The organism is Paenisporosarcina antarctica, assembly GCF_004367585.1.
GTDB lineage: Bacteria > Bacillota > Bacilli > Bacillales_A > Planococcaceae > Paenisporosarcina > Paenisporosarcina antarctica.
The window spans coordinates 1,300,574-1,325,069 of record NZ_CP038015.1 but is presented as its reverse complement, the minus strand read 5'-3'; the positions used below and the strand labels follow the sequence as shown (position 1 = coordinate 1,325,069).

General features: G+C 36.9%; 18 protein-coding genes, 1 other RNA gene and 1 other annotated feature. Of the genes, 3 read left to right on the top strand and 16 right to left on the bottom strand.

Features of this window, described 5'->3' with window-relative positions; all coding sequences use genetic code 11:
* Nucleotides 1-41: 41 nt before the first annotated feature.
* The 4 genes from E2636_RS06645 to hisS all read right to left on the bottom strand — a co-directional run bounded on the left by E2636_RS06645 (nucleotide 42) and on the right by hisS (nucleotide 4,206).
* A complete protein-coding gene (locus E2636_RS06645) occupies nucleotides 42-803 on the bottom strand; it encodes a tRNA threonylcarbamoyladenosine dehydratase (protein ID WP_134209503.1) in 762 nt (253 codons plus the stop codon).
* Between the two features lie 96 nt (nucleotides 804-899).
* A non-coding RNA gene (gene ssrS / locus E2636_RS06640) (6S RNA) lies at nucleotides 900-1,085 on the bottom strand.
* 44 nt (nucleotides 1,086-1,129) lie between these two features.
* Nucleotides 1,130-2,917 carry an aspartate--tRNA ligase gene (aspS, locus tag E2636_RS06635; RefSeq protein ID WP_134209502.1) on the bottom strand — a complete coding sequence of 596 codons (1,788 nt, stop codon included), beginning with the start codon at nucleotides 2,915-2,917 and terminating at the stop codon, nucleotides 1,130-1,132.
* Nucleotides 2,914-4,206, bottom strand: coding sequence for a histidine--tRNA ligase (hisS, locus tag E2636_RS06630; RefSeq protein WP_134209501.1), 1,293 nt, complete (start codon nucleotides 4,204-4,206; stop codon nucleotides 2,914-2,916). Before hisS ends, aspS begins: the two co-directional genes overlap by 4 nt.
* 56 nt (nucleotides 4,207-4,262) lie before the next feature.
* Nucleotides 4,263-4,502 (bottom strand) — a binding site (T-box leader).
* A 115-nt stretch (nucleotides 4,503-4,617) separates the two neighbouring features.
* Between hisS and E2636_RS06625 the strand changes: the two genes are divergently transcribed.
* Nucleotides 4,618-6,186 carry an N-acetylmuramoyl-L-alanine amidase family protein gene (locus E2636_RS06625; protein ID WP_134209500.1) on the top strand — a complete coding sequence of 523 codons (1,569 nt, stop codon included), beginning with the start codon at nucleotides 4,618-4,620 and terminating at the stop codon, nucleotides 6,184-6,186.
* Nucleotides 6,187-6,297: 111 nt separating this feature from the next.
* On the opposite strand, the gene E2636_RS06620 is transcribed toward E2636_RS06625, so the two are convergent.
* The 6 genes from E2636_RS06620 to E2636_RS06600 all read right to left on the bottom strand — a co-directional run bounded on the left by E2636_RS06620 (nucleotide 6,298) and on the right by E2636_RS06600 (nucleotide 12,196).
* Entirely contained in the window at nucleotides 6,298-7,332 is a 1,035-nt protein-coding gene (locus tag E2636_RS06620; RefSeq protein WP_134209499.1) for a LacI family DNA-binding transcriptional regulator, read from the bottom strand.
* Nucleotides 7,333-7,400: 68 nt separating this feature from the next.
* Nucleotides 7,401-7,754, bottom strand: a complete 354-nt coding sequence (locus E2636_RS19610) for a hypothetical protein (RefSeq protein ID WP_322789587.1) — start codon at nucleotides 7,752-7,754, stop codon at nucleotides 7,401-7,403.
* 422 nt (nucleotides 7,755-8,176) lie between these two features.
* The gene (locus E2636_RS19605; RefSeq protein ID WP_322789586.1) at nucleotides 8,177-8,437 is read right to left on the bottom strand and encodes an alpha-amylase family glycosyl hydrolase; all 261 of its coding nucleotides are present in this window, start codon (nucleotides 8,435-8,437) and stop codon (nucleotides 8,177-8,179) included.
* Between the two features lie 156 nt (nucleotides 8,438-8,593).
* Nucleotides 8,594-9,436 carry a sugar ABC transporter permease gene (locus tag E2636_RS06610; protein ID WP_134209498.1) on the bottom strand — a complete coding sequence of 281 codons (843 nt, stop codon included), beginning with the start codon at nucleotides 9,434-9,436 and terminating at the stop codon, nucleotides 8,594-8,596.
* 1 nt (nucleotide 9,437) lies between these two features.
* Entirely contained in the window at nucleotides 9,438-10,721 is a 1,284-nt protein-coding gene (locus E2636_RS06605; protein ID WP_134209497.1) for a carbohydrate ABC transporter permease, read from the bottom strand.
* Nucleotides 10,722-10,906: 185 nt separating this feature from the next.
* Complete coding sequence (locus E2636_RS06600; protein WP_134209496.1) at nucleotides 10,907-12,196, bottom strand: extracellular solute-binding protein; 1,290 nt, start codon at nucleotides 12,194-12,196, stop codon at nucleotides 10,907-10,909.
* Nucleotides 12,197-12,693: 497 nt separating this feature from the next.
* Here E2636_RS06600 and E2636_RS06595 point away from each other — a divergent pair, with 497 nt between their 5' ends.
* Entirely contained in the window at nucleotides 12,694-14,475 is a 1,782-nt protein-coding gene (locus tag E2636_RS06595) for an alpha-glycosidase (RefSeq protein WP_134209495.1), read from the top strand.
* Nucleotides 14,476-14,911: 436 nt separating this feature from the next.
* Complete coding sequence (locus E2636_RS06590) at nucleotides 14,912-15,232, top strand: hypothetical protein (RefSeq protein ID WP_134209494.1); 321 nt, start codon at nucleotides 14,912-14,914, stop codon at nucleotides 15,230-15,232.
* Between the two features lie 223 nt (nucleotides 15,233-15,455).
* On the opposite strand, the gene dtd is transcribed toward E2636_RS06590, so the two are convergent.
* The 6 genes from dtd to secDF all read right to left on the bottom strand — a co-directional run bounded on the left by dtd (nucleotide 15,456) and on the right by secDF (nucleotide 24,472).
* On the bottom strand, nucleotides 15,456-15,896 hold the full coding sequence (gene dtd / locus E2636_RS06585) for a D-aminoacyl-tRNA deacylase (RefSeq protein ID WP_134209493.1): 441 nt from the start codon (nucleotides 15,894-15,896) through the stop codon (nucleotides 15,456-15,458).
* A gap of 10 nt (nucleotides 15,897-15,906) precedes the next feature.
* Nucleotides 15,907-18,105 carry a RelA/SpoT family protein gene (locus E2636_RS06580; RefSeq protein WP_134209492.1) on the bottom strand — a complete coding sequence of 733 codons (2,199 nt, stop codon included), beginning with the start codon at nucleotides 18,103-18,105 and terminating at the stop codon, nucleotides 15,907-15,909.
* A gap of 95 nt (nucleotides 18,106-18,200) precedes the next feature.
* A complete protein-coding gene (locus E2636_RS06575; protein ID WP_134209491.1) occupies nucleotides 18,201-18,713 on the bottom strand; it encodes an adenine phosphoribosyltransferase in 513 nt (170 codons plus the stop codon).
* Nucleotides 18,704-21,058, bottom strand: coding sequence for a single-stranded-DNA-specific exonuclease RecJ (recJ, locus tag E2636_RS06570; protein WP_134209490.1), 2,355 nt, complete (start codon nucleotides 21,056-21,058; stop codon nucleotides 18,704-18,706). The genes E2636_RS06575 and recJ overlap by 10 nt, the downstream gene beginning before the upstream one ends.
* A gap of 656 nt (nucleotides 21,059-21,714) precedes the next feature.
* Nucleotides 21,715-22,092: a LapA family protein gene (locus E2636_RS06565; RefSeq protein ID WP_134209489.1), complete on the bottom strand. Its 378-nt coding sequence runs from the start codon at nucleotides 22,090-22,092 to the stop codon at nucleotides 21,715-21,717.
* Nucleotides 22,093-22,192: 100 nt separating this feature from the next.
* Nucleotides 22,193-24,472: a protein translocase subunit SecDF gene (gene secDF, locus E2636_RS06560; RefSeq protein ID WP_134209488.1), complete on the bottom strand. Its 2,280-nt coding sequence runs from the start codon at nucleotides 24,470-24,472 to the stop codon at nucleotides 22,193-22,195.
* Nucleotides 24,473-24,496 lie beyond the last annotated feature (24 nt).

The window sequence follows — 24,496 nt, the reverse complement described above, 5'->3', positions numbered from 1 at the left end:
GTAGTTGCCTCAATTCCTCAAATTTGTCCAAAAACGAATTGTTAAGAACGCACTCGTTTCACTGGAATTTCGCTTGTAATATCATTAATGACCCAACTTGCTGCTACTAATCCAGCCACTGAAGGTACAAATGCATTTGATGATGGAGGCATTTGAGCTTTACGGAATTTTGCATCGGGTTTCCCAACCGTCTCGACTACATCTGCTCTGACGATTATTGGACTCTCGTCTGAAAAGACCACAGGAATGCCTTTATAAATACCTTCTTTACGCAATTTCTTGCGAATGACTTTTGCTAATGGATCTGTATGTGTTTTTGAAATATCCTCGATTTTAAAACGAGTAGGATCCGTTTTGTTTGCTGCACCCATACATGAAATAATTTTCACTCCGCGCGTTAAACATTCTTTCATTAAATGTATTTTGTAAATGATCGTATCTGAGGCATCAATTACATAATCCACATTATGACTGAAGAAATCTTCAAATGTTTCTTCGGTGTAGAACATGTGTAAATCGTGCACTTCACACTCGGGGTTTATATCTAGAATTCGTTCTTTCATGACTTCTGATTTCGAGCGCCCTATGGTTGAGATATACGCAACAAGTTGGCGATTAATATTGGTTATATCGACATTGTCTTTATCCACAAGAATGATTTTTCCGATGCCGCTTCTTGCACATGCTTCAGCTGCAAACGAGCCAACGCCACCTATTCCTAAAATGGCCACCGTTGTATTTTTTAAAAGGTCAACACCTTCTGATCCTATTGCTAATTCATTTCGAGAATATTGATGTAACATTTGTTGTCCTCACAATCTATATCGTTTTAGTAGGGATTATACTCAATAAAAACCCCCTAGCTTGTAAAAAGCTAGAGGGATTATACATAATGTAGGACGAATCCCAATCGTGCCGTCATTATGAAGCGTATCGTTTTGAGCCCGCACACAGCAGGTGGGTATCCACTTTGTAACTTAAAACGTCCCCTGGGGGCATGTTAGCCATTACAAAAGAAAGGATTCCCGACGATAAAATAGTTCGGTCAAAATCGATGTGGCAATTAACGAACACATCAGGATTCGTGTTACCTGTATATTATCATATCCATTTTAGAAATACAACAACATTATTTTATTAATTTCTGACTTTTCTGAATGCTAATTGCTAAGGATAATTCTTTCAATTGTTCTTCTGAAACTGCACTTGGTGCCTTAGTCAAAATGTCACTTGCGCTCGCAGTTTTAGGGAATGCGATTGTGTCACGCAAGTTGGTACGACCAGCTAATAGCATCACTAAACGGTCTAGTCCTAATGCGATGCCACCATGTGGAGGCGTTCCATATTCAAAAGCCTCAAGTAAGAAGCCAAATTGTGCAGTTGCTTCTTCTTTAGTAAATCCGAGAATGCTAAACATTTTTTCTTGAACATCACGTTCATAAATACGTAATGATCCACCACCAAGCTCGTAGCCATTTAATACTAAGTCATAAGCTTGAGCTCTTACTTTCTCAGGATTAGTATCCATTAATTCTAAGTCTTCAACAAATGGCATTGTGAAAGGATGATGGGCTGCATAGTAACGACCATCTTGTTCGTCATATTCAAATAATGGCCAGTCAATTACCCATAGAAATGCAAATTTACTTTCATCGATTAGTCCAAGTTCTTTTCCTAATTTCATTCGAAGTGCACCTAACGAATCAGCTACAACTGATTTCTTATCAGCTACAAATAATAATAAGTCCCCTGCTTCAGCTTGAAGTGTTTGAGTTAATTTCTCACCAGCTTCACCATCAAAGAATTTCGCAATTGGTCCCTTTAACCCTTCTGCATCAACTTTCAGCCACGCTAAACCTTTAGCTCCATAACGGCCGGCAAACTCACCTAATGCATCAATGTCTTTTCGTGAATAATTAGCAGCAGAACCCTTTACATTAATTGCTTTAACTTGTCCGCCATTTTCAACTGCGCCAGCAAAAACTTTGAATGAAGATTCAGCAACTAATGAAGATACATCTTGTAATTCTAAGCCAAATCGTACATCTGGCTTATCTGAGCCGAAACGATCCATGACTTCTGAGTATTTCATCCGTTGGAAAGGTGTCTCAATGTCAATCCCTTTAATATCTTTCATCATTTTCTTCATCATGCGTTCGTTCATTTCTAAAATGTCTTCCATAGACATGAAACTCATTTCCATGTCTATTTGTGTGAATTCAGGTTGACGATCTGCACGCAAATCTTCGTCACGGAAACAACGAGCAATTTGGTAGTACTTTTCAAAACCAGATACCATTAACATTTGTTTAAATAATTGAGGTGATTGTGGCAACGCGTAAAATTCTCCATCATGAACACGACTTGGAACTAAATAGTCACGTGCTCCTTCTGGTGTTGATTTCGTCAATATAGGTGTTTCTATTTCTAAGAAAGTTTCATCATCTAAGAAACGACGAATTGATTTAGTAACTTCTGAACGCATTTTAAATATTTCATACATAACCGGACGACGAAGATCTAAGTAACGATACTTTAAGCGCAAATCCTCACTTACTTCAGATTGGTTCTCAATCGCGAAAGGCGGATTCTTTGCTTCATTAATAATGGTCACATGCGATGCTTGGACTTCTATACGGCCAGTTTTCATGTTTGCATTCATTTGTGTTTCTTGACGTGCAACCACTTTACCGTGCACTTCAACCACATATTCATTACGTAATTTGTCACCGATTGCTAATGCTTCAGCTGATATTGCAGGGTTGAAAACAATTTGGACAATGCCAGTTCGGTCGCGAAGATCTACAAATATCAGTCCGCCTAGATCACGTCTTTTTTGTACCCATCCTTTTAATACGACTTGGTGTCCAATTGCTTGATCTGCTACTTCTCCACATGGATGTGTACGTTTTGTCATGCTAATTCCTCCGTTGCTTTAGATGCGATTTCAGTAAAGTTCTCTACTATTTCTTCAAATGTAAGTTGTTGTTGATTTCCGTTCGCTAAGTACTTCAATGAAATTTTACCACTTTCAAGTTCATTGTCTCCGATCACAACTGAAAACTTGGCATTTAATCGATCGGCAGATTTCATTTGAGCTTTTACTTTACGATCCAAATAATCCATTTCGGCTGAAACATTGTTTTGACGAAGCTGCGAGACAAACGATACTGCTTTATCCTTCGCCGCTTCCCCCATTGCTACTACATAGACATCCAGTGTCGGGAGGTTTTCAAAAGTTTGACCTTCAGCTTCTAATGCTAATAACAATCTTTCAATACTCATACCAAAACCAATACCAGGGGACTCCGGACCACCTAAATCTTCAACTAAACCGTTGTAGCGGCCACCTCCAGCAAGTGTCGTAATGGCACCGAACCCTTCTCCTTCACTCATAATTTCAAATGCAGTGTGATTATAGTAATCAAGGCCGCGTACTAAATTCGGATCAACCTCATATTTAATGTTTAAAATATCTAAGTAATGTTTTACTTTTCCGAAATAAGCAGCAGATTCTTCGTTCAAATAATCCGGGAGTTTTGGAGCGGTTGCCATTAATGGATTCTCTCGATCAACCTTACAGTCGAGAATTCGTAACGGGTTTTTTTCTAATCGATTTTGACAATCAGAACAAAACTCTTGGATGTGTGGTGAGAAGTGAGCACTCAGTGCAACTCGGTGAGCTTGTCGACTTTCAGTGTCCCCTAGTGAATTGATCACCAATTTAATCTGCTTTAGTCCTGCTTTTTGATACACAGTCATAGCAAGAGCCATAACTTCTGCGTCTATGCTTGGATCTTGACTACCTATTGCTTCAACTCCAAATTGAACGAATTGACGATAGCGACCTGCTTGTTGACGTTCATAGCGGAACATCGGACCTGTGTAATACAGTTTTACGGGTTGATTTGGTAAACCAAATAATTTATTTTCGACAAAAGAACGGACAACGGGAGCAGTTCCTTCAGGACGTAAAGTTAATGAGCGATCGCCTCTATCGGTAAATGTGTACATCTCTTTTTGAACGATATCGGTTGTATCACCAACACTTCGTGTGAATAGCTCAGTATGTTCAAAAATTGGCGTTCGAATTTCTTTGTATTGAAACAATCGACAAGTATCACGAATAAGTTCTTCGACTGCTTGCCACTTTTCGGTTTCACCTGGTAATAAATCTTTCGTTCCTCTAGGCACATTAATCGACATATTAATGGCTCCTCTCTTTGACAAATAAAAAAAGCTCTCGTCTCTTGCGTAAATACGCAAGGGACGAGAGCTATTGTAAGCTTCCGCGGTTCCACCCTAGTTGACACAAATTACATGTGTCCTCTCAAGTCCGGATAACGGCCGGTTCCGTTTTCACCTACTACACCTACTAAGTGTTTCGATGAAAAGCCTATCATGTGTTGTTCACTGAGTGCTTCTGTAGGAAAGATTTCAGCCACGTCTTTCCCTCTCTTAACAGCGTTTTAAACAGTTACTTTCATGGTCATTGGCGCTTTGTTTGATTCAGATTATACTTTATCTTAATGATTGGACAAAAGAATGTCAACCTTTTTCAAAAAGCTATAGTTTTTTCAGTAATTAAACTCTACAATAAGTAAATGGAGGGATTTTATGCGAAAATTTAAACTACAGCAAAGCATGCAAATATTTCTAGCACTTATTCTATTATTAACACTTATACTTCCTTCAATAACACAAGCAAATGGGCAAAGTATTCAGTCGACAGTATCGAAGCTTAATATACGATCTGGTCCTGGACTAGCCTATCCAATCATCGCTTCTCTGCAAAGGGGTGACCAAATGCTTGTACTTGAACAACAAGGTGATTGGACCAAGATTCGTCGTGGATCATCTGAAGGCTGGGTAGCTTCTTGGTACACGAAAAAAATTGGTGAAAAGAAAACTCAAACAAATCAACTCATCATATCAAAAGTAAATGGGTTAAACGTTCGCTCACAAGCTTCTATTGATTCTGCGGTTCTTACACAATTATCTGCCGGTGACCAAGCTACACTCCTAGCAGATTATGGTCAATGGGTCGAAATTTCAACTAATCAAGTAAAAGGCTATGTAGCAAAAGATTTCATAACGATTCAAAAAAGCGAATCAACGCCTACTAAGCAAAAAATAGTTAATGGCAATCACTTTGAGGTGGCTGTTGATCGACTGAATGTACGCTCTAAGCCCGATTTAACAGCCAAAAAAGTTTCCACAGTTAGTAAAGGGGAACGGTATAAAATCATAGAAAAACAACATAACTGGGTAAAAATTCAGCTTTCGGCAGAAAAAAGTGGATGGGTGTATTCATTTTATGGGACGTTAACAACTGGAGCTACAACCTCTTCAGTTAAAAAGGAAAAGCAAAGCAAATCAAAATCAACTTCTATTAAAAACATCTCTATTGTATATAATGGGACAAATTTAAGAGAGTCTCCTTCTACTGCTAGTCAAGTAGTTTACCGCGCCAATGCGGGGGAATCGTTTAAAACAGTTGGACAAAGTGGTGACTTCTATGAAGTTACAACACCAAAAGGTGCAACTGCATATGTTGCGAACTGGGTTGTCTCAACAGATGATACTAAAAAGGAAGTTGAACAGCAGCAATCTAACGTTACACGAAAGAAAGGTACTTTAAACGGTCTAACCCTAGTCATTGATCCGGGACACGGCGGAAATGATCACGGAACAACTGGCGTTCGTGGAACTGATGAAAAAGGGATTGCGCTTCGTACTTCACAAATTTTAGCTAATAAACTTCGAGCAGCTGGCGCAAATGTCGTATTAACACGTGACTCGGACGTATATGTAGACTTACGTAAACGCGTTGCACTAAGTCATCAATTGGCAGCAGATGCATTTATAAGTGTCCATTACGATGCTACAGATAGTAGTGCAATTAATGGCTTTACTACCTATTACACACATGGATATCAAAAAAATCTTGCACAAAGTGTTAATACAGGACTTGGAGGAAAAATCAACTTGCGTGATCGTGGAGCTCAACCTGGGAACTATTTTGTGTTACGTGAAAATCGTCAACTAGCTATTTTGATTGAACTCGGTTTCCTTAGTAACCCGTCCGAAGAACGAGCGGTTACATCAGAAAAATTTAGAGAACAAGCCTCATTAGGAATCTATAATGGCGTAATAAACTATTTTGATAATCAGCTAAATAAGTAATTTGACAGAACTAGAAAAAGGGTATTCCAAAAGAGAAAATTTTGGAATACCCTTTTTTATTGGCAATTTTTAATTCCACACAAATAACGAAAATTTAGAGCCATTCGCGTCTTACAACTCCACAACACTTACATGAGAGCAAGAATGTCGTTTGACTAGTTCATGAGGAACAATGATACGTTTTACTGGAACTTTAGGATTGGCCAAAATTTGAATTAGACTCTTGGCTGCTTGATATCCAATCTCGAAGATATTTATCTCGACTGAAGTTAATGGAGGATTGGATAGTTCTGCAAATAATACGTTGTTGAAACTTAGTATTGAAATATCATCGGGTACGGAGATGTTCATTTCCGATAAGGTATTGAGCACACCAAGTGCTATTAAATCATCTGCTACTACTAAAGCTGTAGGTGGATCTTGCAAGTTCATGAGCTTACCTATCGCTTCCCGTCCACCTTCGCGCAAAAACTGGCTATGAATAATATAATCATCATTACTTCGAATTCCAGCATCACGTAAAGCTTTTTCGAATCCGAGTAATCGTTCGACGGTGACAACAAAATTTAAATCTCCACCAATAAAACCAATTTGTTCATGGCCTAGGCTAAGCAAATAATTGGTCACTTCTTTTGATGCCATATAATTATCGTTATCCACGTATGTAATCAGTTCCACGTCTTTAAACGGTTTTCCAATAACTACAAACGGAAAATTTCTTTCCCTTAAATAATTCAGTACTTTGTCTTCAATACGAGAGTACAGTAGAATAACACCGTCTACACGACCACCTTGAACCATTTGAATGACACCTTCAAATATCTCTTCATCCGTATTTCCTGTATTGATTTGGAGTGCATATTGTCGCTCATTTGCACCATCACTTAATCCTCTGAAAACAGTTGGGAAAAATGGATTTTGGAAGAATACATCTGTGGAGTTTGGAAGAACTAATCCGATTACTCTAGTTGATTGATTGGCTAAACTACGTGCGATGAAGTTTGGATGGTAACCAAGCTCATCCATTGCTGCTCTAACTATAATTTTAGTTTTTTCGCTTATACGAGGATTATTTGCAATGACCCTCGATACCGTTGATGGCGCGACATTTGACAGTTTTGCAACGTCTTTAATTGTAACGGCCAATACTCATCCTCCTCTCTTGACTAGTAAATTTTTATGATACAAATATACAATTTATTAAGTAGAATCAATCAGACATGCGTTAATCTTTTACCATTCAAAAAACGTTTTAATCTAAAGAAAATAATAACAATGCATGAAAGTAAAACTACTGACATCGCTAAAAGGTATGAGATACTTAAACTACTTTTATCTGAAATGATAAATACTTCAGATGTTTCAGAGTTAACTTCTATCACATATATCCCATCACTTTCACGAACAACAATACCATCTAATAAACCGGTTAATTCTTTATTTAGTGGTAAGTCCTTGTTATCTATAATGACAGTTCGTGATTTAGTCGTATTGTTAATCGCGACGATCAGTTGTTCATCTTTATAACTACGTTTATAAACAGCCATACTAGCTTCTTCATGTAACACTTCTAATTCCCCTCTTGAAAGAGCAGGGTACTCTTGACGTCAATTCATTATCTGCATCGAAGTCCATTAATCTTCTGTTATCTGGATCTTCTCCACCGTCCAAAGCAATCACCGAGCCATAATAGACAATTGGAATCCCGGGTACTATATATAAATAGGTAAGAGCAAATTTTCACCGAGTTACCGGATCTTGCTTATTTTGAATAATATCTCTAGTAAATCGAATCATATCATGATTATCCATGAAGTTGCTCAAAAGTTCAGGTTGTCTGAAAAATGCCTTGTTGTGTTCTAGTGAAGTGAACAACCAACCTAGACTTTGATTCGGCTTGGAAAAAGTTATACGAAGATGTTCATTTTGTGAAAAATCGACAAAACTATCTATTCCTGTTTCCTCATAAGAAGATACAACACGAATATCATTATGCTAGACTTCCCCCCAATACTTCTATTGTTCCGAAGTGCTCTTCCCTCTCATAAAAGTCATTAATCCAATATTCATGATACCCTTTTTCTTCTTTATCGAATACAGGTGTCAACCAAATCGCTGTGAATCCCATTTCACTTATATAATCAAGTTTGCCGGTGATTCCTTTAAAATCCCCACCACTATATGCCTTTTGGTCTGCAGCATTTACTTTAAAACCGTTCGAACTATCTTCATTATTAAAACGGTAAATCATAATGAAATAAAAAATTTCATCCTGAAACTTTCGTTCTTCTTTTCTACTGCACTTACTGGAATTGCGAAAAAAAGAAGAAGCGGAAATAAAATGAGTACTACAAGTGTATCCCTCAATTTCCGCTCCCCCTTCATATTCCTTATTGCGCTTTGAACATTATCCTTTTGTACCACCTGCGGTCAAACCCGATACGAAATATTTTTGGAACATTAAGAAAAGAATGGCAATTGGTATGGCAATTAATACCGAACCTGCTGCAAACTTCGTAAATTCATTACCAAATTGCTTAGCAACTAATTCATATAATCCAACTGCTAGAGTGAATTTTTCTTCATCTCGTAACAAAATTCTTGCAAGAATGAAATCTCCTAACGGGGCGATGAACGAGAACAAAGCTACAACCGCAATAATTGGTTTTGCTAGAGGCATGACAATTTGGAAGAAGATACGAAAATGTCCTGCGCCATCCATTTTTGCTGATTCGTCTAGTTCTTTTGGTATCGTATCTAAGTATCCTTTCATTAGCCAAGTATTCATCGGTATAGATCCACCAACGTAAACCAAAATTAAACCAATATGTGTATCAATTAAGCCTGTACGATTGGCTAATACGTAAATAGCAATTAAAGCAGCGAAGTTTGGGATCATCTGTAATATTAGAAAAGTTAATAAGCCGTTTTTTCTTCCAATAAAACGATATCGAGAGAATGCATATGCCGTAAATGATACAGAAATAACAGATAATACCATCGTAATAACACTAATCTTCATAGAATTCCAATACCATAGCAGATAATTAGAATTTTCTAGATTAAACAAGTATTTATAATGCACGAGTGATGGGTTATTCGGGAACATTTTCGAGCCAGATAAGCTTTGTCCTGGGTTTAATGATGAACCAACTACCCAAAGTAAAGGATAAATAATGATGAAAACCATCGCTAAAATAATGATATAAGAAATTGTGAGTCGGATTAATCTACTTTTTTTATTGCTCATATTACATCATATCCTCCTCTTGGAATGACTTGGTTCTCTTAAATTGCCATAGCGCAACTGATATAACAATGATGGACAGAATCATGGTAACTGCAGCAGCTTTTCCATATTGTGCACTTGTCATGGTTAAACGATAAATCCAAGAAATTAAAATGTCAGTTCCACCTGCATTTTGTCCTGGTATTGCTGGTCCACCACCATTAAATAAGAAAATAACATTGAAGTTATTAAAGTTAAAGGTGTATTGGGTAATTAGTATTGGCGCGGTTGCAAATATAACAAGCGGCAAAGTAATTGAGAAAAACTTTTGCATAATGGAAGCCCCATCAACTGTTGCTGCCTCATACAATTCATCTGGAATAGATTGTAGTACACCCGTTGTCATGGCAAAGATGAATGGGAAACCAAGCCATGTTTGAATCATAATTAACGCAATGCGCGTCCACATTTCATTCGTCATCCAAGGTATTCCTTCCATACCAATAAACGGTAATATCGATCGATTAATGACCCCGAATGTCTCATTAAACATTCCAGAGAAAATTAATATGGTGATAAATGCAGGAACTGCCCATGGCAAAATCATAATTGTTCGAATGATAGCTTTTCCTTTTAAATCCTTTTGATTTACTAAAATCGCCAAGAAAATACCAAGTGCAACTTGTAGAGTCGTTGCACCAAAAGTCCATACAACAGTCCATGCCAGCACGGAAAAGAATGTAGTACGCCAAATTTCAAGTCTAAATATATCAACAAAGTTTTGGAAACCAATCCAATCCACCAAATTATTTGGTGGGGAATGATATAGATCATAATTCGTAAATGCTAGTAGTAATACAAATAATATAGGGAAAATGACTACGAAGATTAATAAAAAGAAGCCAGGTGTAATCATTAAATATGGAAAACCATTATCAATTAAATTATGGTATTGTTTTCGAACCGAGTTGACGGCAATACCTAAGTCACGTTTTTTCCCATTCTGATAAGCATCGTAAAGATTAAAAGAATAAATTGCGAGACCCATAATCGTAATGATAATGGCAATTATTCCATCAATCAAAAGGAAAACGGAATGATCTAACTTAGGAATCTCGCCTAAAGTCACAATCCCCCAAAAGCCTTCTCCAATCATTTCGAAAAAAACAAATCCAAATGAAGAAGAAAAGATGAGAAATATCAACCCTTTTAAAAACTGCTTATTATAAAATTGACCGAATCCTGGAATGATGGATAGCAGTAAAGCGTTTCTTCGATGATTTGTTGTGGTTTGTAAGTTTTCCATTTATGGTAGCCTCTCTTTCACTCTAGGAGAAAGTATTTGCGTTATGTATCAATCGATTTAAACCAGATGAAGCTACAATAAATTTGCAAGACTCATCTCATTTAAAGAGAAAGAGTTTTAAGTAAAATAAAAGGACAGGCCATACCTTCTTTAGTAGAAGGTACCGCCCTTATCTTTTCATCACCTTATTTAGCTGGGTGATTTGTTTCGATATTAGTTGTAATTGATTTTACAGCTTCGTCTAAAGCTTCTTGTGGCTGTGCTTTACCAGTAGCCAAAGTTTGAAGTGCTGTTGCCATTGGTCCCCAAACTTCAGCCATTTCAGGAATGTTTGGCATTGGTACAGCGTATTGAGATTGCACTGCTACTGCTTTTGCACCTTCATTGTCAGCAATAATTGGATCATCAACTAATGCAACGTTTGCCGGAATCTCAGAAACTGCCTCAAAACGAGCTTTTGAGTTTTCATCGTTTGATAAGTGTTCAATTAATTTGGTTGCCCAATAAGGATTTTCTGTGAATTCAGTTACATGCCATCCTTTAACGCCCATGAAGGTCTTTACTTGCTCTCCGTTAGGCAATATTGGCATCGGAGCAATACCGATATCAATTCCTGCATCACGCATACCTTGGAACGCCCAAGGTCCATTCATGACTGCTGCAACTTTACCTTCGTTAAATAATCCGTCCATAGCTGCGCCACCACTATCACCAATTATACCTTTAGGGAATAATCCTTCTTTGTACCATTGTTGAATGTAAGCCGCTCCTTCTGCTGCGCCTTCATTATTTAATCCGATATCGTCACGGTCTAAACCTTCAGATGATTCATTGAATACATATCCACCCATACCTGCAATTGCACCGTGTGCGAAGTAGAAGTTATCCCAAAGTGCAAGGAAACCATAGTTATCGCCTTTAGTGAAATCTTTAGAGAATGCGTAAAGTTCATCCATTGTTTTTGGAGCTTCTTCCATCAGCGCTTTATTATAAATTAAAACTGGTGTTTCCGTTGCTTTCGGTAGACCGTATAATTTCCCATCATACATTTGAGCAGTTACTGATGACTCGCTGTATGTTTTTAACACTGTATCATCTACAGTAATTTCTTGGATAAGCCCTTCAATAACTACTTGACCGATTTGATCATGTGGAAGAGTCACTACGTCTGGTGCACTTCCTGATGGACCATCAAGACGTAATTGATCACGGATTTTATCCGCCATGTTTAATTCCTTAAATTCAACTTTAATACCATGCTCTTTTTCAAACGAAGCTATAGCAGCAGGTAGCCAATCTTTACTCTTGTCTATATCTTCCCAAATAACCAATTTTTCAGGTTTAGCCTCTTCAGTCACTTCTGTACCATCTTCTCCATCGTCATCTGGTGTAGTTTCTTCTGCACGATCAGGTGCACAAGCCGCTAAAATTGTCAGTAAAAACACAAGCATCATCACTAATAAATTCTTTTTCATCATGACCCTCCTAATATCTATTTTATATTTAATACAACCGTTTGCACAAAAACGAAAAGATTGTAAAAATGAAAACGTTTTTATCATATTTCAAGCAATTAAAGAAATATAGTTATATACGTTTTTATAAAACTCTTCGTCTTTTATTAAGTTACATGTTCTTTATGAAAGCGATTGCACAATTTTAATTATAATGATTGTTTGAAAATTTACAATACTTTTTTATAATTAAATATAGTGAAAAGTATAAAGTGGAAGATGCCCTCTAGCTCAATAGTTATAGTATGAAATATGACTACACGACTTCATGGTCCTCCAAGAAGGGGCATATGGGAAATCTCTATGTAGCATGACCTTTCACCTATTCAATCCAAATCTTGGTTTGAATTGTAAAATGACTTTTTACAATATAATATTGAGTTACTTGTATTTTTTTGTTAATCTGAAACGTAGTTTTACTATTTTTTACTCAATCAATTATATAAGGAGTGTTTTACATGGAGCGATCTGCAGTTTTTCACCGACCTGGAAATAATGATTCCTATATTTTTGACGAATCGACTTTGGCTATTAGAATTCAAACAAAAAAAGATAATGTAGACAGCATCCAGCTTCTTTATGGTGATCCTTATATTTGGAAAGATGGTAAGTGGATATTCCAAAGAATTGACATGTTATTAAACGCTACAGATGCTCTATTTGATTACTGGGAAGTTAAAATTACACCAGCACATCGAAGAATTCGATATGGCTTTGAATTACATGCCCAAGATGAAATTCTTCTGTATACAGAAAAAGGTTTTTATGAAGAATCTATCGATGACTGTTCCTATTATTTTTGCTTCCCATACCTTCATGCATCCGAACTTTTCGATGCACCAGCTTGGGTTAAAGGTACAAATTGGTATCAAATTTTCCCTGAAAGATTCGCAAACGGAAATCCCTCAAATGACACACAACATGTTATTCCCTGGGGATCAGCTGAACCTACTCAAAGTAATTTCTTTGGTGGAGATATCGAAGGTGTCATTCAACATCTCAATCACTTAGTGGAACTAGGCATAAATGGTATCTATTTAACACCAATTTTCACGGCGCAATCCAACCATAAGTATGACACGATTGATTATTTTGAAATAGATCCTCAATTTGGGACGAAAGAAGATTTTAAAAGATTAGTAAAAGAATGCCATGCAAGAGGAATAAAATTGATGCTTGACGCTGTTTTCAATCATTGTGGGTATTATTTTCCTCCTTTCCAGGACGTATTGGAAAAAGGGCAACAGTCTGACTATGTCAACTGGTTTTATCCACATAACCTCCCGCTTCATGGAGGGCAACATCCGAACTATGAGACCTTCGGGTTTGTCGAATCCATGCCAAAACTTAATACTCAACATCCAGAAGTTAAGAAATACTTACTAGATGTTGCATCCTATTGGATTAAGGAATTTGATATTGATGGATGGCGGCTCGATGTTGCAAATGAAGTTGATCATCAATTTTGGAGAGAGTTCCGCACCGTTATACGCAAACAAAAACCAGATATCTATATTCTCGGTGAAATATGGCATGATTCCATGCCTTGGCTATTAGGTGATCAGTTTGATGCGGTCATGAACTATCCCTTTACTACCAATGTCTTGAATTTATTAGCGAATCAAACGATTTCAGCTCAAGAATTTATGAATGCCATGACAACTGTTATTCAGAGTTATCCTAAAAATGTCATGGATGTCACATTTAATCTAGTAGGTAGCCATGACACTCCTAGAATACTTACAGAATGTCAGGAAGATGTAAGCCGAGTAAAACTTATATACACTCTTTTATACACATTTATAGGGTCTCCATGCATGTATTATGGAGACGAGATTGGTATGACAGGTGGTCGCGACCCAGGTTGCCGCAAATGCATGGAGTGGAATCCAGATAATCAAAACTTAGATTTACTTGATCATGTAAAAAAATTAATTTCCCTCCGTCAAACGGAAAAATTACTGGCCAATGAGGGAGACTTCCAATTCTTAAATCACATAGAAACAGAAATTGTTGCTTACCGGAAATATCAGGGTGACCGAAATGTCCTGGTCATCATTAACCCCACTAATAGCGAAAAAACGTTCAAGATACCCTACTCACTTAAAGGATTAGTCATTAAAAATATGTGGACTGAGGAACAATTTAGTTCAAATGTTGATACTAATGAAGTTAAACTTGAATCTTTCGGGTTTAAGATTTTAGCTTATCAACATGGTTCAGACGTCGAAACTATATAGAAATTTCACTTAATTTTGTCCATGAAAAAACACCCTTGATTTATCGAGTAGTAGTACTACTATGGCTAAATAAAGAAGGATGTTTTTTCTTAACGGGTTCTCTTCTGAGGTGCAAAAACTTAAAATACAACACAAAAGGATTACCAATTCGCAATTGAATTGGTAATCCTTTATTTGTTGATGCATCAATTTTCTTACTCTAAAATCACTATTTTTAACTTTATAATTAACAACCTATTTAGTCGCACTACAATAGAAGTTGTATTGCAATTAAGTATTATGCTAATCGATATGTTAATTATTAGCATCTGCAAATTGCTTATCACACTAACGACGTACGGTTATTTCGAAAAGATTGGAGATACTAATGGAACAAGGAAATTGGCTCATTAATATTAACCGCATCGACCATATTTTGTAGCAAAGGAGGGATTAAATGTATTCTTACAAAAAAATAATGGTGATATCTTTATATGCACTTGTCCTTCTGATTTTAAGTGGATTCATCAAGGAAGGTCGAGAAGAATGTTTACAATGTGTAGAGTGCTATGACAAAGCTTGGGATGACGGCTATGAATTAGGAAAAGCAACTGGAGTAGTTAATGAAAGATACAGAATAATTCGCAATCTTATTAAGGGCAAGATGACAGATGAACAAATTATTCAGTACGCACATACATCCTATGTGGAATTAGAAGATGTCAAAAACCAATTAAAAGGTTTGAATGGTAAATTTGAATTTGAAATTCCTCAATGACCCATTGCTCAACTAACTGGTGTTTAAGTTAAACAAGACTAATAAATATTTGGCGGAAAAACTCAGCCTCTTAGTTGGGTATATTTGTTCGATATTAACAAAAAAGCACCGCTAAAATGCGATGCTAATTTGGTTTACTTTTTATATGCTTTTTCTGCTCGTTTTTGAGTTTTGCACCCCTCAAGAGAAACCGTTAGTTTTTTCTTGTCTCACTTGATTATTATCATTTTGATTCAACAATTAATGTTACTGGGCCGTCGTTAGTTAAGGTTACATTCATCATTGCTCCAAAGACGCCGGTCTCAACTTGAAGATTTTTTTGACGTAGCTCATCGTTAAATAAATCCCAAAGTGGTTTTGCAACTTCAGGTTTAGCCGCTTCACTAAAACTAGGGCGTCTGCCTTTTTTCGTATCACCATATAGTGTGAACTGAGAAATAGATAATATTGCCCCATTCTCTTCAAAAATGGATCGATTCATTTTACCTTCATGATCTTCAAATAAACGTAGATTAGCTATTTTTTCTGCTAAGTATCTAACATCTTCTTGTGTGTCTTCATGTGTGATGCCGACTAACAGGACAAAACCTTTATTAATTTGCCCCGTGACTTCCCCATTGACTTCCACTTTTGCATGTAAACTTCTCTGTAATACGACTTTCATATTTAAAACCTCAATTCGTCATACGTTGCACAGAATGAATATCGGGAATTTGTTTAATACGCTCTACTATTTTTATTAAATGAGCTGTATTTGTAATCATAAGCGTCATATGAATGGTCGCAATTTTATCTCGATCGGCTTTCCCACTAACAGCCGAAATGTTCGTTTTACTTTCATTGACAACTTGCATCACTTCGTTTAATAAACCAGCACGATCGAATGCAGAGATTTCAATATCAACTTGATATTCTTTTCTATTCATCGTCGTTAATTGGTCGCTCCACTCCACTTCAATGATTCGCTCGTTACCCTTTGCAACAACCACATTTGGACAATCATTTCGGTGAACAGAAACCCCGCGTCCTTTTGTTATAAATCCGACGATTTCATCGCCTGGAACCGGACGACAGCATCTAGATAAACGAATGAGTAGATTATCAATTCCTTTTACGATAACACCAGATTCCGTGACTTTTCGAACTAGAGGTGTGTGCATTTCTTTAGTTATTTTTTCTAGCGCCTCTTCTTGCTCACGAATTTTACGCATTTTTTCAGCTAAGCGATTAACGACTTGTTGTGCAGTAATTCCATTAAAACCAACCGCAGCAAACATATCTTCTTCGCTTGTGAAATTGTATTTAGCACAAACACGTTTAATATTTTCATTGTTTAATACTTCTTTTATGTCGAACTCTTGAGCTTTAATTTCCTTTTCAATCATTTCGCGACCTTTATGGACATTATCGTCACGTAATTGCTTTTTAAAGAATTGCTTAATCTTATTTTTAGCCTGTGACGATTGAGCTATTTTTAACCAGTCTCTACTTGGGCCAAAAGATTGTTTCGAAGTTAAAATTTCAACAATATCACCTGTTTTTAATTTGGTATCAAGTGGCACCATTTTTCCGTTTACTTTTGATCCAATCGTTTTGTTTCCGATTTCTGAATGGATTCTATAGGCAAAATCAATAGGAACCGATCCTGCTGGAAGTTCCATGACATCTCCTTTTGGGGAGAATACATAGACCATATCAGAGAATAGATCAAATTTAAGTGACTCCATAAACTCTTCCGCATTTGAAGAATCATTTTGGTACTCTAAAATTTCTCTAAACCATGTAAGCTTAGTATCAACCGATTTATTCGATGACTCTACTTTTTTACCTTCTTTATAAGCCCAGTGAGCAGCTAAACCAAACTCGGCGATTCGATGCATATCTTCTGTACGAATTTGCACTTCTAAAGGATCACCTTGTGGACCAACCACAGTTGTATGAAGAGATTGGTATAAGTTTTGTTTAGGCATAGCAATATAATCTTTGAAACGTCCAGGCATAGGCTTCCACAACGTATGAATAATCCCTAAAACAGCGTAACAATCCTTAATACTATTAACCGTGATTCGAACAGCAAGTAAGTCATAAATCTCGTTAAACTGTTTGTCCTGTACGACCATTTTTTTATAAATGCTATAAATATGTTTAGGTCGTCCAAATAAATCAGCCGCGATTTCAACGTTTTTCAGTTCAACTTTAATGCCTTCCATAACATTGTTTAAGTAATCTTCGCGCTCATTACGTTTTCGTTTCATTAAATTCACTATACGATAGTATTGTTGTGGATTTAAATAGCGCAATGAAATGTCTTCAAGTTCCCATTTAATTGTAGATATTCCGAGACGATGAGCAAGAGGCGCAAATATTTCAAGCGTTTCACTCGCTTTGATTAGTTGTTTTTCAACTGGTTGAAATTTCAATGTACGCATATTATGTAACCGGTCTGCTAATTTTATTAATATGACGCGAATATCTTGGGCCATGGCAACAAACATTTTACGATGATTTTCAGCTTGCTGTTCTTCTTTTGACATAAATTTAATTTTGCTTAACTTCGTGACACCTTCCACTAAAAGTGCAACTTCTTCACTAAATTCACGTACGATATCTTCCCTATGGATGTCGGTATCTTCTACGACATCATGTAAAAACCCTCCAGCTACTGTTTCGGGATCCATTTGAAGTTGTGCTAATATCCCTGCTACTTGTATCGGGTGAATAATATAAGGCTCTCCCGATTTTCTGAATTGTTCTCTGTGAGCATACTCCGCCATTTCATATGACTTTTTGACAAACTCTACGTGATTGTCATTCATGTAAGTAGCGACTAATGAAAACACTTCTTCAGCTGTAAATACTTGGTCTTTCGCCATGTCGATAACCAGACTCCATTCGCTTTCGATATATATATGTATGTCCTATTGTATAAAAAAAAAGATGAACTTGTAAAGTCCACCCTCTTTTATATTTAGTATTGCATCAAAGTACAAATATCATAGCCTTTTAACTTTTCGCGTCCATCAAGATAAGTTAACTCGATTAAGAAAGCACAACCAGCCACAACGCCGCCCATTTGTTCAATGAGTTTGATAGTTGCTTCTACCGTTCCACCAGTTGCAAGTAAGTCATCTATTATCATAACACGTTGCCCTGGTTTAATCGCATCTTTGTGCATTGCTAAGACGTTTGTACCATACTCAAGGTCATATTCAGCAGTAATCACTTCACGAGGTAATTTACCTTCTTTTCGAACTGGTGCAAAGCCTTTTGCCATCGCGTATGCTACTGGACACCCAATAATAAATCCACGTGCTTCAGGTCCAACAATCATATCTACATTCTTTAATTTCGCGTACTCGACGATTTGATCAGTAGCGTATTTGTAAGCATCACCATTATCCATAATTGTTGTAATATCTTTAAAACGAATACCTGGTTTAGGCCAATCTTCAACAATTGTTACATATTGCTTTAAATCCATTGTTGCTCCTCCTCAGGAACGGTCTGCTCGGCTAAGCGTTTATCAAACCATTGTCTTAGTTCCATATATGGTGCATATAACAACTTTTGTTCAAGTTGCATTTGCTGTTCTCGTGATTGATAGATCATCGACTCCGCAAGATCTCGTTTCACAGCTGTTTCTTGCATGTCAATTCGTCCATTGTTCATTTTAACAAAACCTAGGTCAAAAAACACCTCTGTCATGAAAAATAATGTGCTCGTTGTCCACCCTTTATGTTTAGCTAACTTATTTACGTGTTGTTGTAGATCAAATGAAGGGCGTTTTACTAAAAATCCATAATACCATTTGAAATGATCACGACTAGGCATAACTTCAAAGTAGGTGGAATCAGGTGCATAAAAATGAGCATAAATCCGTTTTGGTTGAATATGTGTCAATATTGTTTCCAAAATTTCTTCATCATGTGGAATATCGAGTAAGACGATATATGGTTTTGGTTCTGGACTCGGTTGGTTTCCAGAAACTAGCGTGATGCTAACATTTAATAATGACTCAAAATGTTGAATTGTTTTTTGATTAAATGCCAGGTAAAGGGTTTGTTCAGGCTGAATTATTTGATTCCACCTGTTCACTTGGCGTATTCCTCGAATATCATATAGTTGCCATTCATCGGTCTTCGCATCTTCAATCATGAACTGTGGTTTTTTGCGGCCATTCCATTCATTAATTTGAATATCACCAATAAATGATACTTCAATACCAGGTGTTAATTCATCTGCTAAATTTCCTTGGCTAAAACCAACCGCATCCAAAGTATGTGGTCCATCCGCTAGTTCCATTTTCACATGATTTTGATTAGCTCCAATTTTTCTCATAGAAGTTATGTTTACTCGTTCGATGCAGTACATGGGTTTTGGAAAACCCATTCCAAAGGGACCCAGTTGTTTTAATGACTCGATCGACTTTAAATCAATTTCGTTTATATTAATAGAAATATCGACTTTTTGAACAGGTTGCAGATCTTCTTCAGATAATGTTTCCTCGGCTTGGTTTTGAAGTCGATTACGTAACTCCTCTACATGTTCAATTGACAACGTCATCCCTGCAGCCATTGGATGCCCACCAAATTGAGGCAGGATGTCACGATTTTTTGCTAGTTCATTGTATAAATTAAAACCAGCAATACTTCTACCCGAACCTTTAGCAACGCCTTTTTTTGAATCAAGACCAAGCACAATGGTTGGACGATAGTATTTCTCAACCAGTCGTGAGGCTACAATCCCTACTACCCCTGGATTCCAATCTTCTTTTGCCACAATAATGACGTGAGGATCTAGCCCGGTTTCTCCGGCTTCTACCATAGCTATTGCTTCTTCTGTCATTTTACTAACAATACCTTGACGTTCTTTATTATGTGTATCTAGCAATTTAGCAAGTGACATAGCCTCAACTGAATCTGTCGATAAAAAAAGCTCAACACCAGGACCTGCATCCGCTAACCGACCAAGAGCGTTAATGCGTGGTCCAAATAAAAACCCAATCGTTTCTTCGTCTATTAGATTTTGTTCAGTTCCAGCAACTTGGCATAACGCTTGAATCGCTGGTCGTTTTGACTCGCGCATTTGCTTAATCCCTTGTTGTACGAAATAGCGGTTTTCATCATGCAAGGAAACTAAATCTGCCACTGTTCCAATGGCAACGAGTTCAAATAATTCTTTAGGTACTTCACCAAGTAAGGCGTGAGCCACTTTGAAAGCAATCCCTACTCCAGCCAATTCACCAAATGGATAATTGCCCAGAGGATGTCTAGGATGAATAATCATATCTGCAGGAGGAAGAATTTCTCCCGCTTCATGATGATCTGTTACGATAACATCCATGCCTAGTTCCTTGGCGAGCTGAATCTCATTGACTCCTGAAATTCCGTTATCTACTGTAATTATTAAATTTACACCGTCTTCATACGCTTCTTTAAATAATCGTTCACTTGGACCATAGCCATCTACAAAACGATTTGGAATAACATATGTAACTTGAGCATCGAGTAGTTGAAGAGCAGTCATCATGACGGATGTACTAGTCACTCCATCCGCATCATAATCACCATAGACTAATATTAATTCCTCATTGGCAATTGCTTGTTTAATTCGAGTCACAGCTTTATCCATATCATGTAACATATAGGGATCATGCATTGATGTTTCATTCATATTTAAAAATGCCTTTGTCTTATCGACATCAATAAACCCTCGAGAAGCAAGGAGTTTTGCAGACACGGGTGGTAGTTTTAAAGCTTGTTGTAAATGTTGAACGATTTGGTCATCTGATTGCTCCATACGCCATCTCTTTTTAGATTCAATCATCTATTTCACTTCCTCATATCTTTCAGTATAACGCATATAAGCTTGGTTGTTATATACGAATATTGCGTTTGAAGAAATTGGATTTCCACCAATATCATTTTCAACGACCTTTTTAGGAGGTACAAGTTTATTAATAGAGTATTAGTTAATCCACATTATCCCAATACAATATAGCCTGAAGAATAATAAGCCATCTATTTAAATATAGTGATTTCCGTTACAGGCGGACGCTTTCCGCGGGCGGTCCGCGAGTCTCCTCGTCGCAAGCTCCTGCGGGGTCTCACCGAACACGCTTTTCCCGCAGGAGTCGCCGCCTTTCACTACAATCTTTCTTCTTTTAAAAAATTAACAGTGATAGCAATTTAGTTTTAAAAATAATTATAAAAAATTGTCCAATCTTGTAAAATGAAAATACGACACTGGATTTATGGAACTAAAATTATATACTTTCTAAACCATATTCTCAAGAATAAAAGACGGCTAATGAAGTGACAATGTCGCTTCATTAGCCGTCTTTATTTTTACAATCAGCCTATTTTTTAAATTTTATTAAGTCACGCTTTTACTAAGATCGTTAAGAAAAAATAAACGACTGGCGTCTGGGACTCTCGCCGCTCACCGGACTTATTAAAGAAAGATAGCATTTAACTCAAATGCTAGCTAGTTGAGCGTGCATCAGCTGATGTTTCCTCTACATGTAAACCGTCTATAGCCTGTGAGTCTTGATATGGTACTGGTTCATTTCTCTTTAAAGCATAGATTTCATTTTGTTGTGTTGCAATAAGTGCTTCTTTCATTGTGTTATCTTTTTCAAGATGGCTGACTCGGCGTTGCAATACAAAAAAACGGAAGATTGCAACTGACCCACTCACGAGCGCACCTAGTAATGCTGAACCTAAAATAACTAATATTAGAGGCCATTGTGCGGTGCCAAAGAAGTAATTGACTGGGACAACATCAACATTTACTACGGCAAAAACGGCAACTATAACGGCAAAAATAAGTGCAAATAATAATGACCATTGGAATTTCATTGTATTTCCTCCTAATAAATATTGTTTTTATTATATTATACGAATAAAAAAAGAACAGGGTATAGTTATTTATACCCTGTTCCCATCAATTTATAAACCTTTATACAACAGGATCGTCAGAACCCCATTTATTCTTGTTAGCATCTGCTTCCACGTCAATTTCTCCACGTTTCTTTAATTCTTTCTTTTTCAAAACGAACCAAAGTTGTGCAGCGATAAAAATTGATGAATACGTACCCGCAATTAAGCCGACTAGTAACGCGATTGAGAAATTACGAATTGAATCTGCACCGAACAATAACAACGCTATAACTACAATTGCTACCGTTAGGACCGTGTTAACAGAGCGGCCAAGTGTTTGACGAAGAGATTTATTAACAATGGCAGCTAAATCATCATTATCGAGAATTTTCTTCGATCGTTTCATATTTTCACGAATACGGTCAAACGTCACAATTGTATCGTTAATTGAGTAACCTACAATCGTTAGAACCGCAGCAATAAATGTAATATCAACTTCTAAACGGAAAATACTGAACAACGCCACCATAAAGAAGACATCATGCAAAAGTGACACAATAGCTGCGACACCCATTCTCCATTCGAAGCGGAATGCTGTGTAAATGATAATTCCAATAGAAGCGAAAAGTAAGGCAAACATTGCATTTTTCGCTAATTCACGCCCGACTGTTGAAGATACCGTGCTAACACTTGGGTCGGCACCATATTCTTTGTTAATCGTCGATTTCAATGCATTGACTTCTTCTTTGGAAAATTCTTCTTTATATCGAATAACTCCAATTTCTTGATTGTCACCTGAAAGAACAATATCTTCTGAAGGTTGATCAATTGATTCTAAATAAGTTGTCAATTCCTCTTTTGTTAAAGCACTGTCAGATAAGATTTCAACACGTGTTCCACTTGAGAAATCAATTCCTAAATTTAACTTGAAAATTCCGAGTAAAATTATGCCAATCACAATAAACGCAATTGAACTTGTAAAGAATTTTTTACGCATGCTAACAAAATCAAAGCGATCAAATTTTGTTGGCAAATCTAATGTGTCAAATTCTTCTTCAACTGGGTGTATCGATGAATGGTTAACACCAAATAACCATGGCTTTCCATCAAAATTCCCACTATTAATAAGTAAACCTAAAAGTAGTCGAGAACCCCAGACCGCAGTGATAAAGCTTGAAAGAATACTAATGATTAACATTAAAGCAAAACCTTTTACAGAACTTGTACCAAAGTAAAATAGAACAGCTGCTGCAATTAATGATGTAATATTCGCATCAAGAATTGCTGAGAAAGAAGAACTTGCACCTGTTTTGAAAGATGTTTTAATGGACTTCCCAACTCGTAATTCTTCCTTAATTCGTTCATACGTAATGATATTTGCATCTACTGCCATACCAACGCCTAAAACGATGGCTGCAATACCTGGCAATGTTAGAACACCATTTATCAAGCCGAATATAAGAAGGATTAAGTAAACGTATACAGATAAAGTAATCATAGCTACTAATCCGGGTAATCGGTAATAAAGAAGCATAAATAATCCTACAAGTGCAATCCCTATTAGTGCAGCATACACTGTCGACTGAAGCGCTTTTTCACCAAACTGTGCACCAACGGAAGTAGAGTAAACTTCTGTTAATTTAACCGGTAATGCACCAGCATTTAAGACTCCTGCTAAACTTTTCGTTTCTTCTACAGAAAATTGTCCGGAGATTTCAACACTGTTTGAATTAATTCGCTGACTAACTGATGGACTTGAAACGAACTTCGGTTTCTCTTTACCTAGTTCAGCCTCGTATGAGTCAACGCCTTCTTCAAAATCTAGCCAAATAACTAAAGCATTGGTAGGTACTGGCATCATACTGATTTGTTGTGTAACATCAGCAAATTTAGATGGATCTTTTAGTTCAAGTGTTACTATTGGCCTTCCATTACTATCAAAGGTTCCATTCGCTCCACCTTCTTTTAAATCCGAACCATCTAGCATTAATTTATCATTAACATCACGGAATGATAAATTAGCTTGAGTAGACAATAGTTCACGGGCTGATTCTTGATCTTCCACACCAGCTAACTGAACACGAATGCGATTATTGCCTTCGATTTGTATGTTCGGTTCGCTTACCCCAAGAACATTAATACGGTTTAATAGAGCGGTAGAGGTATCAGAAACCATTTCTTCCGTAATTTCTTCTCCATCATCTTTTAAAGTATCGACTTCGTACAATACTTCGAATCCGCCTTGTAAATCAAGACCTAACTTAATATCATCTAAAACCCCTTGAGCTGTCGTACTAATGGAAGCCGCAAATACTACGATAAGTAATAAAAATGCGATAATTCGGCCTCTGGTTTTCATATGTAAACTTCCTCCTCAACTTGG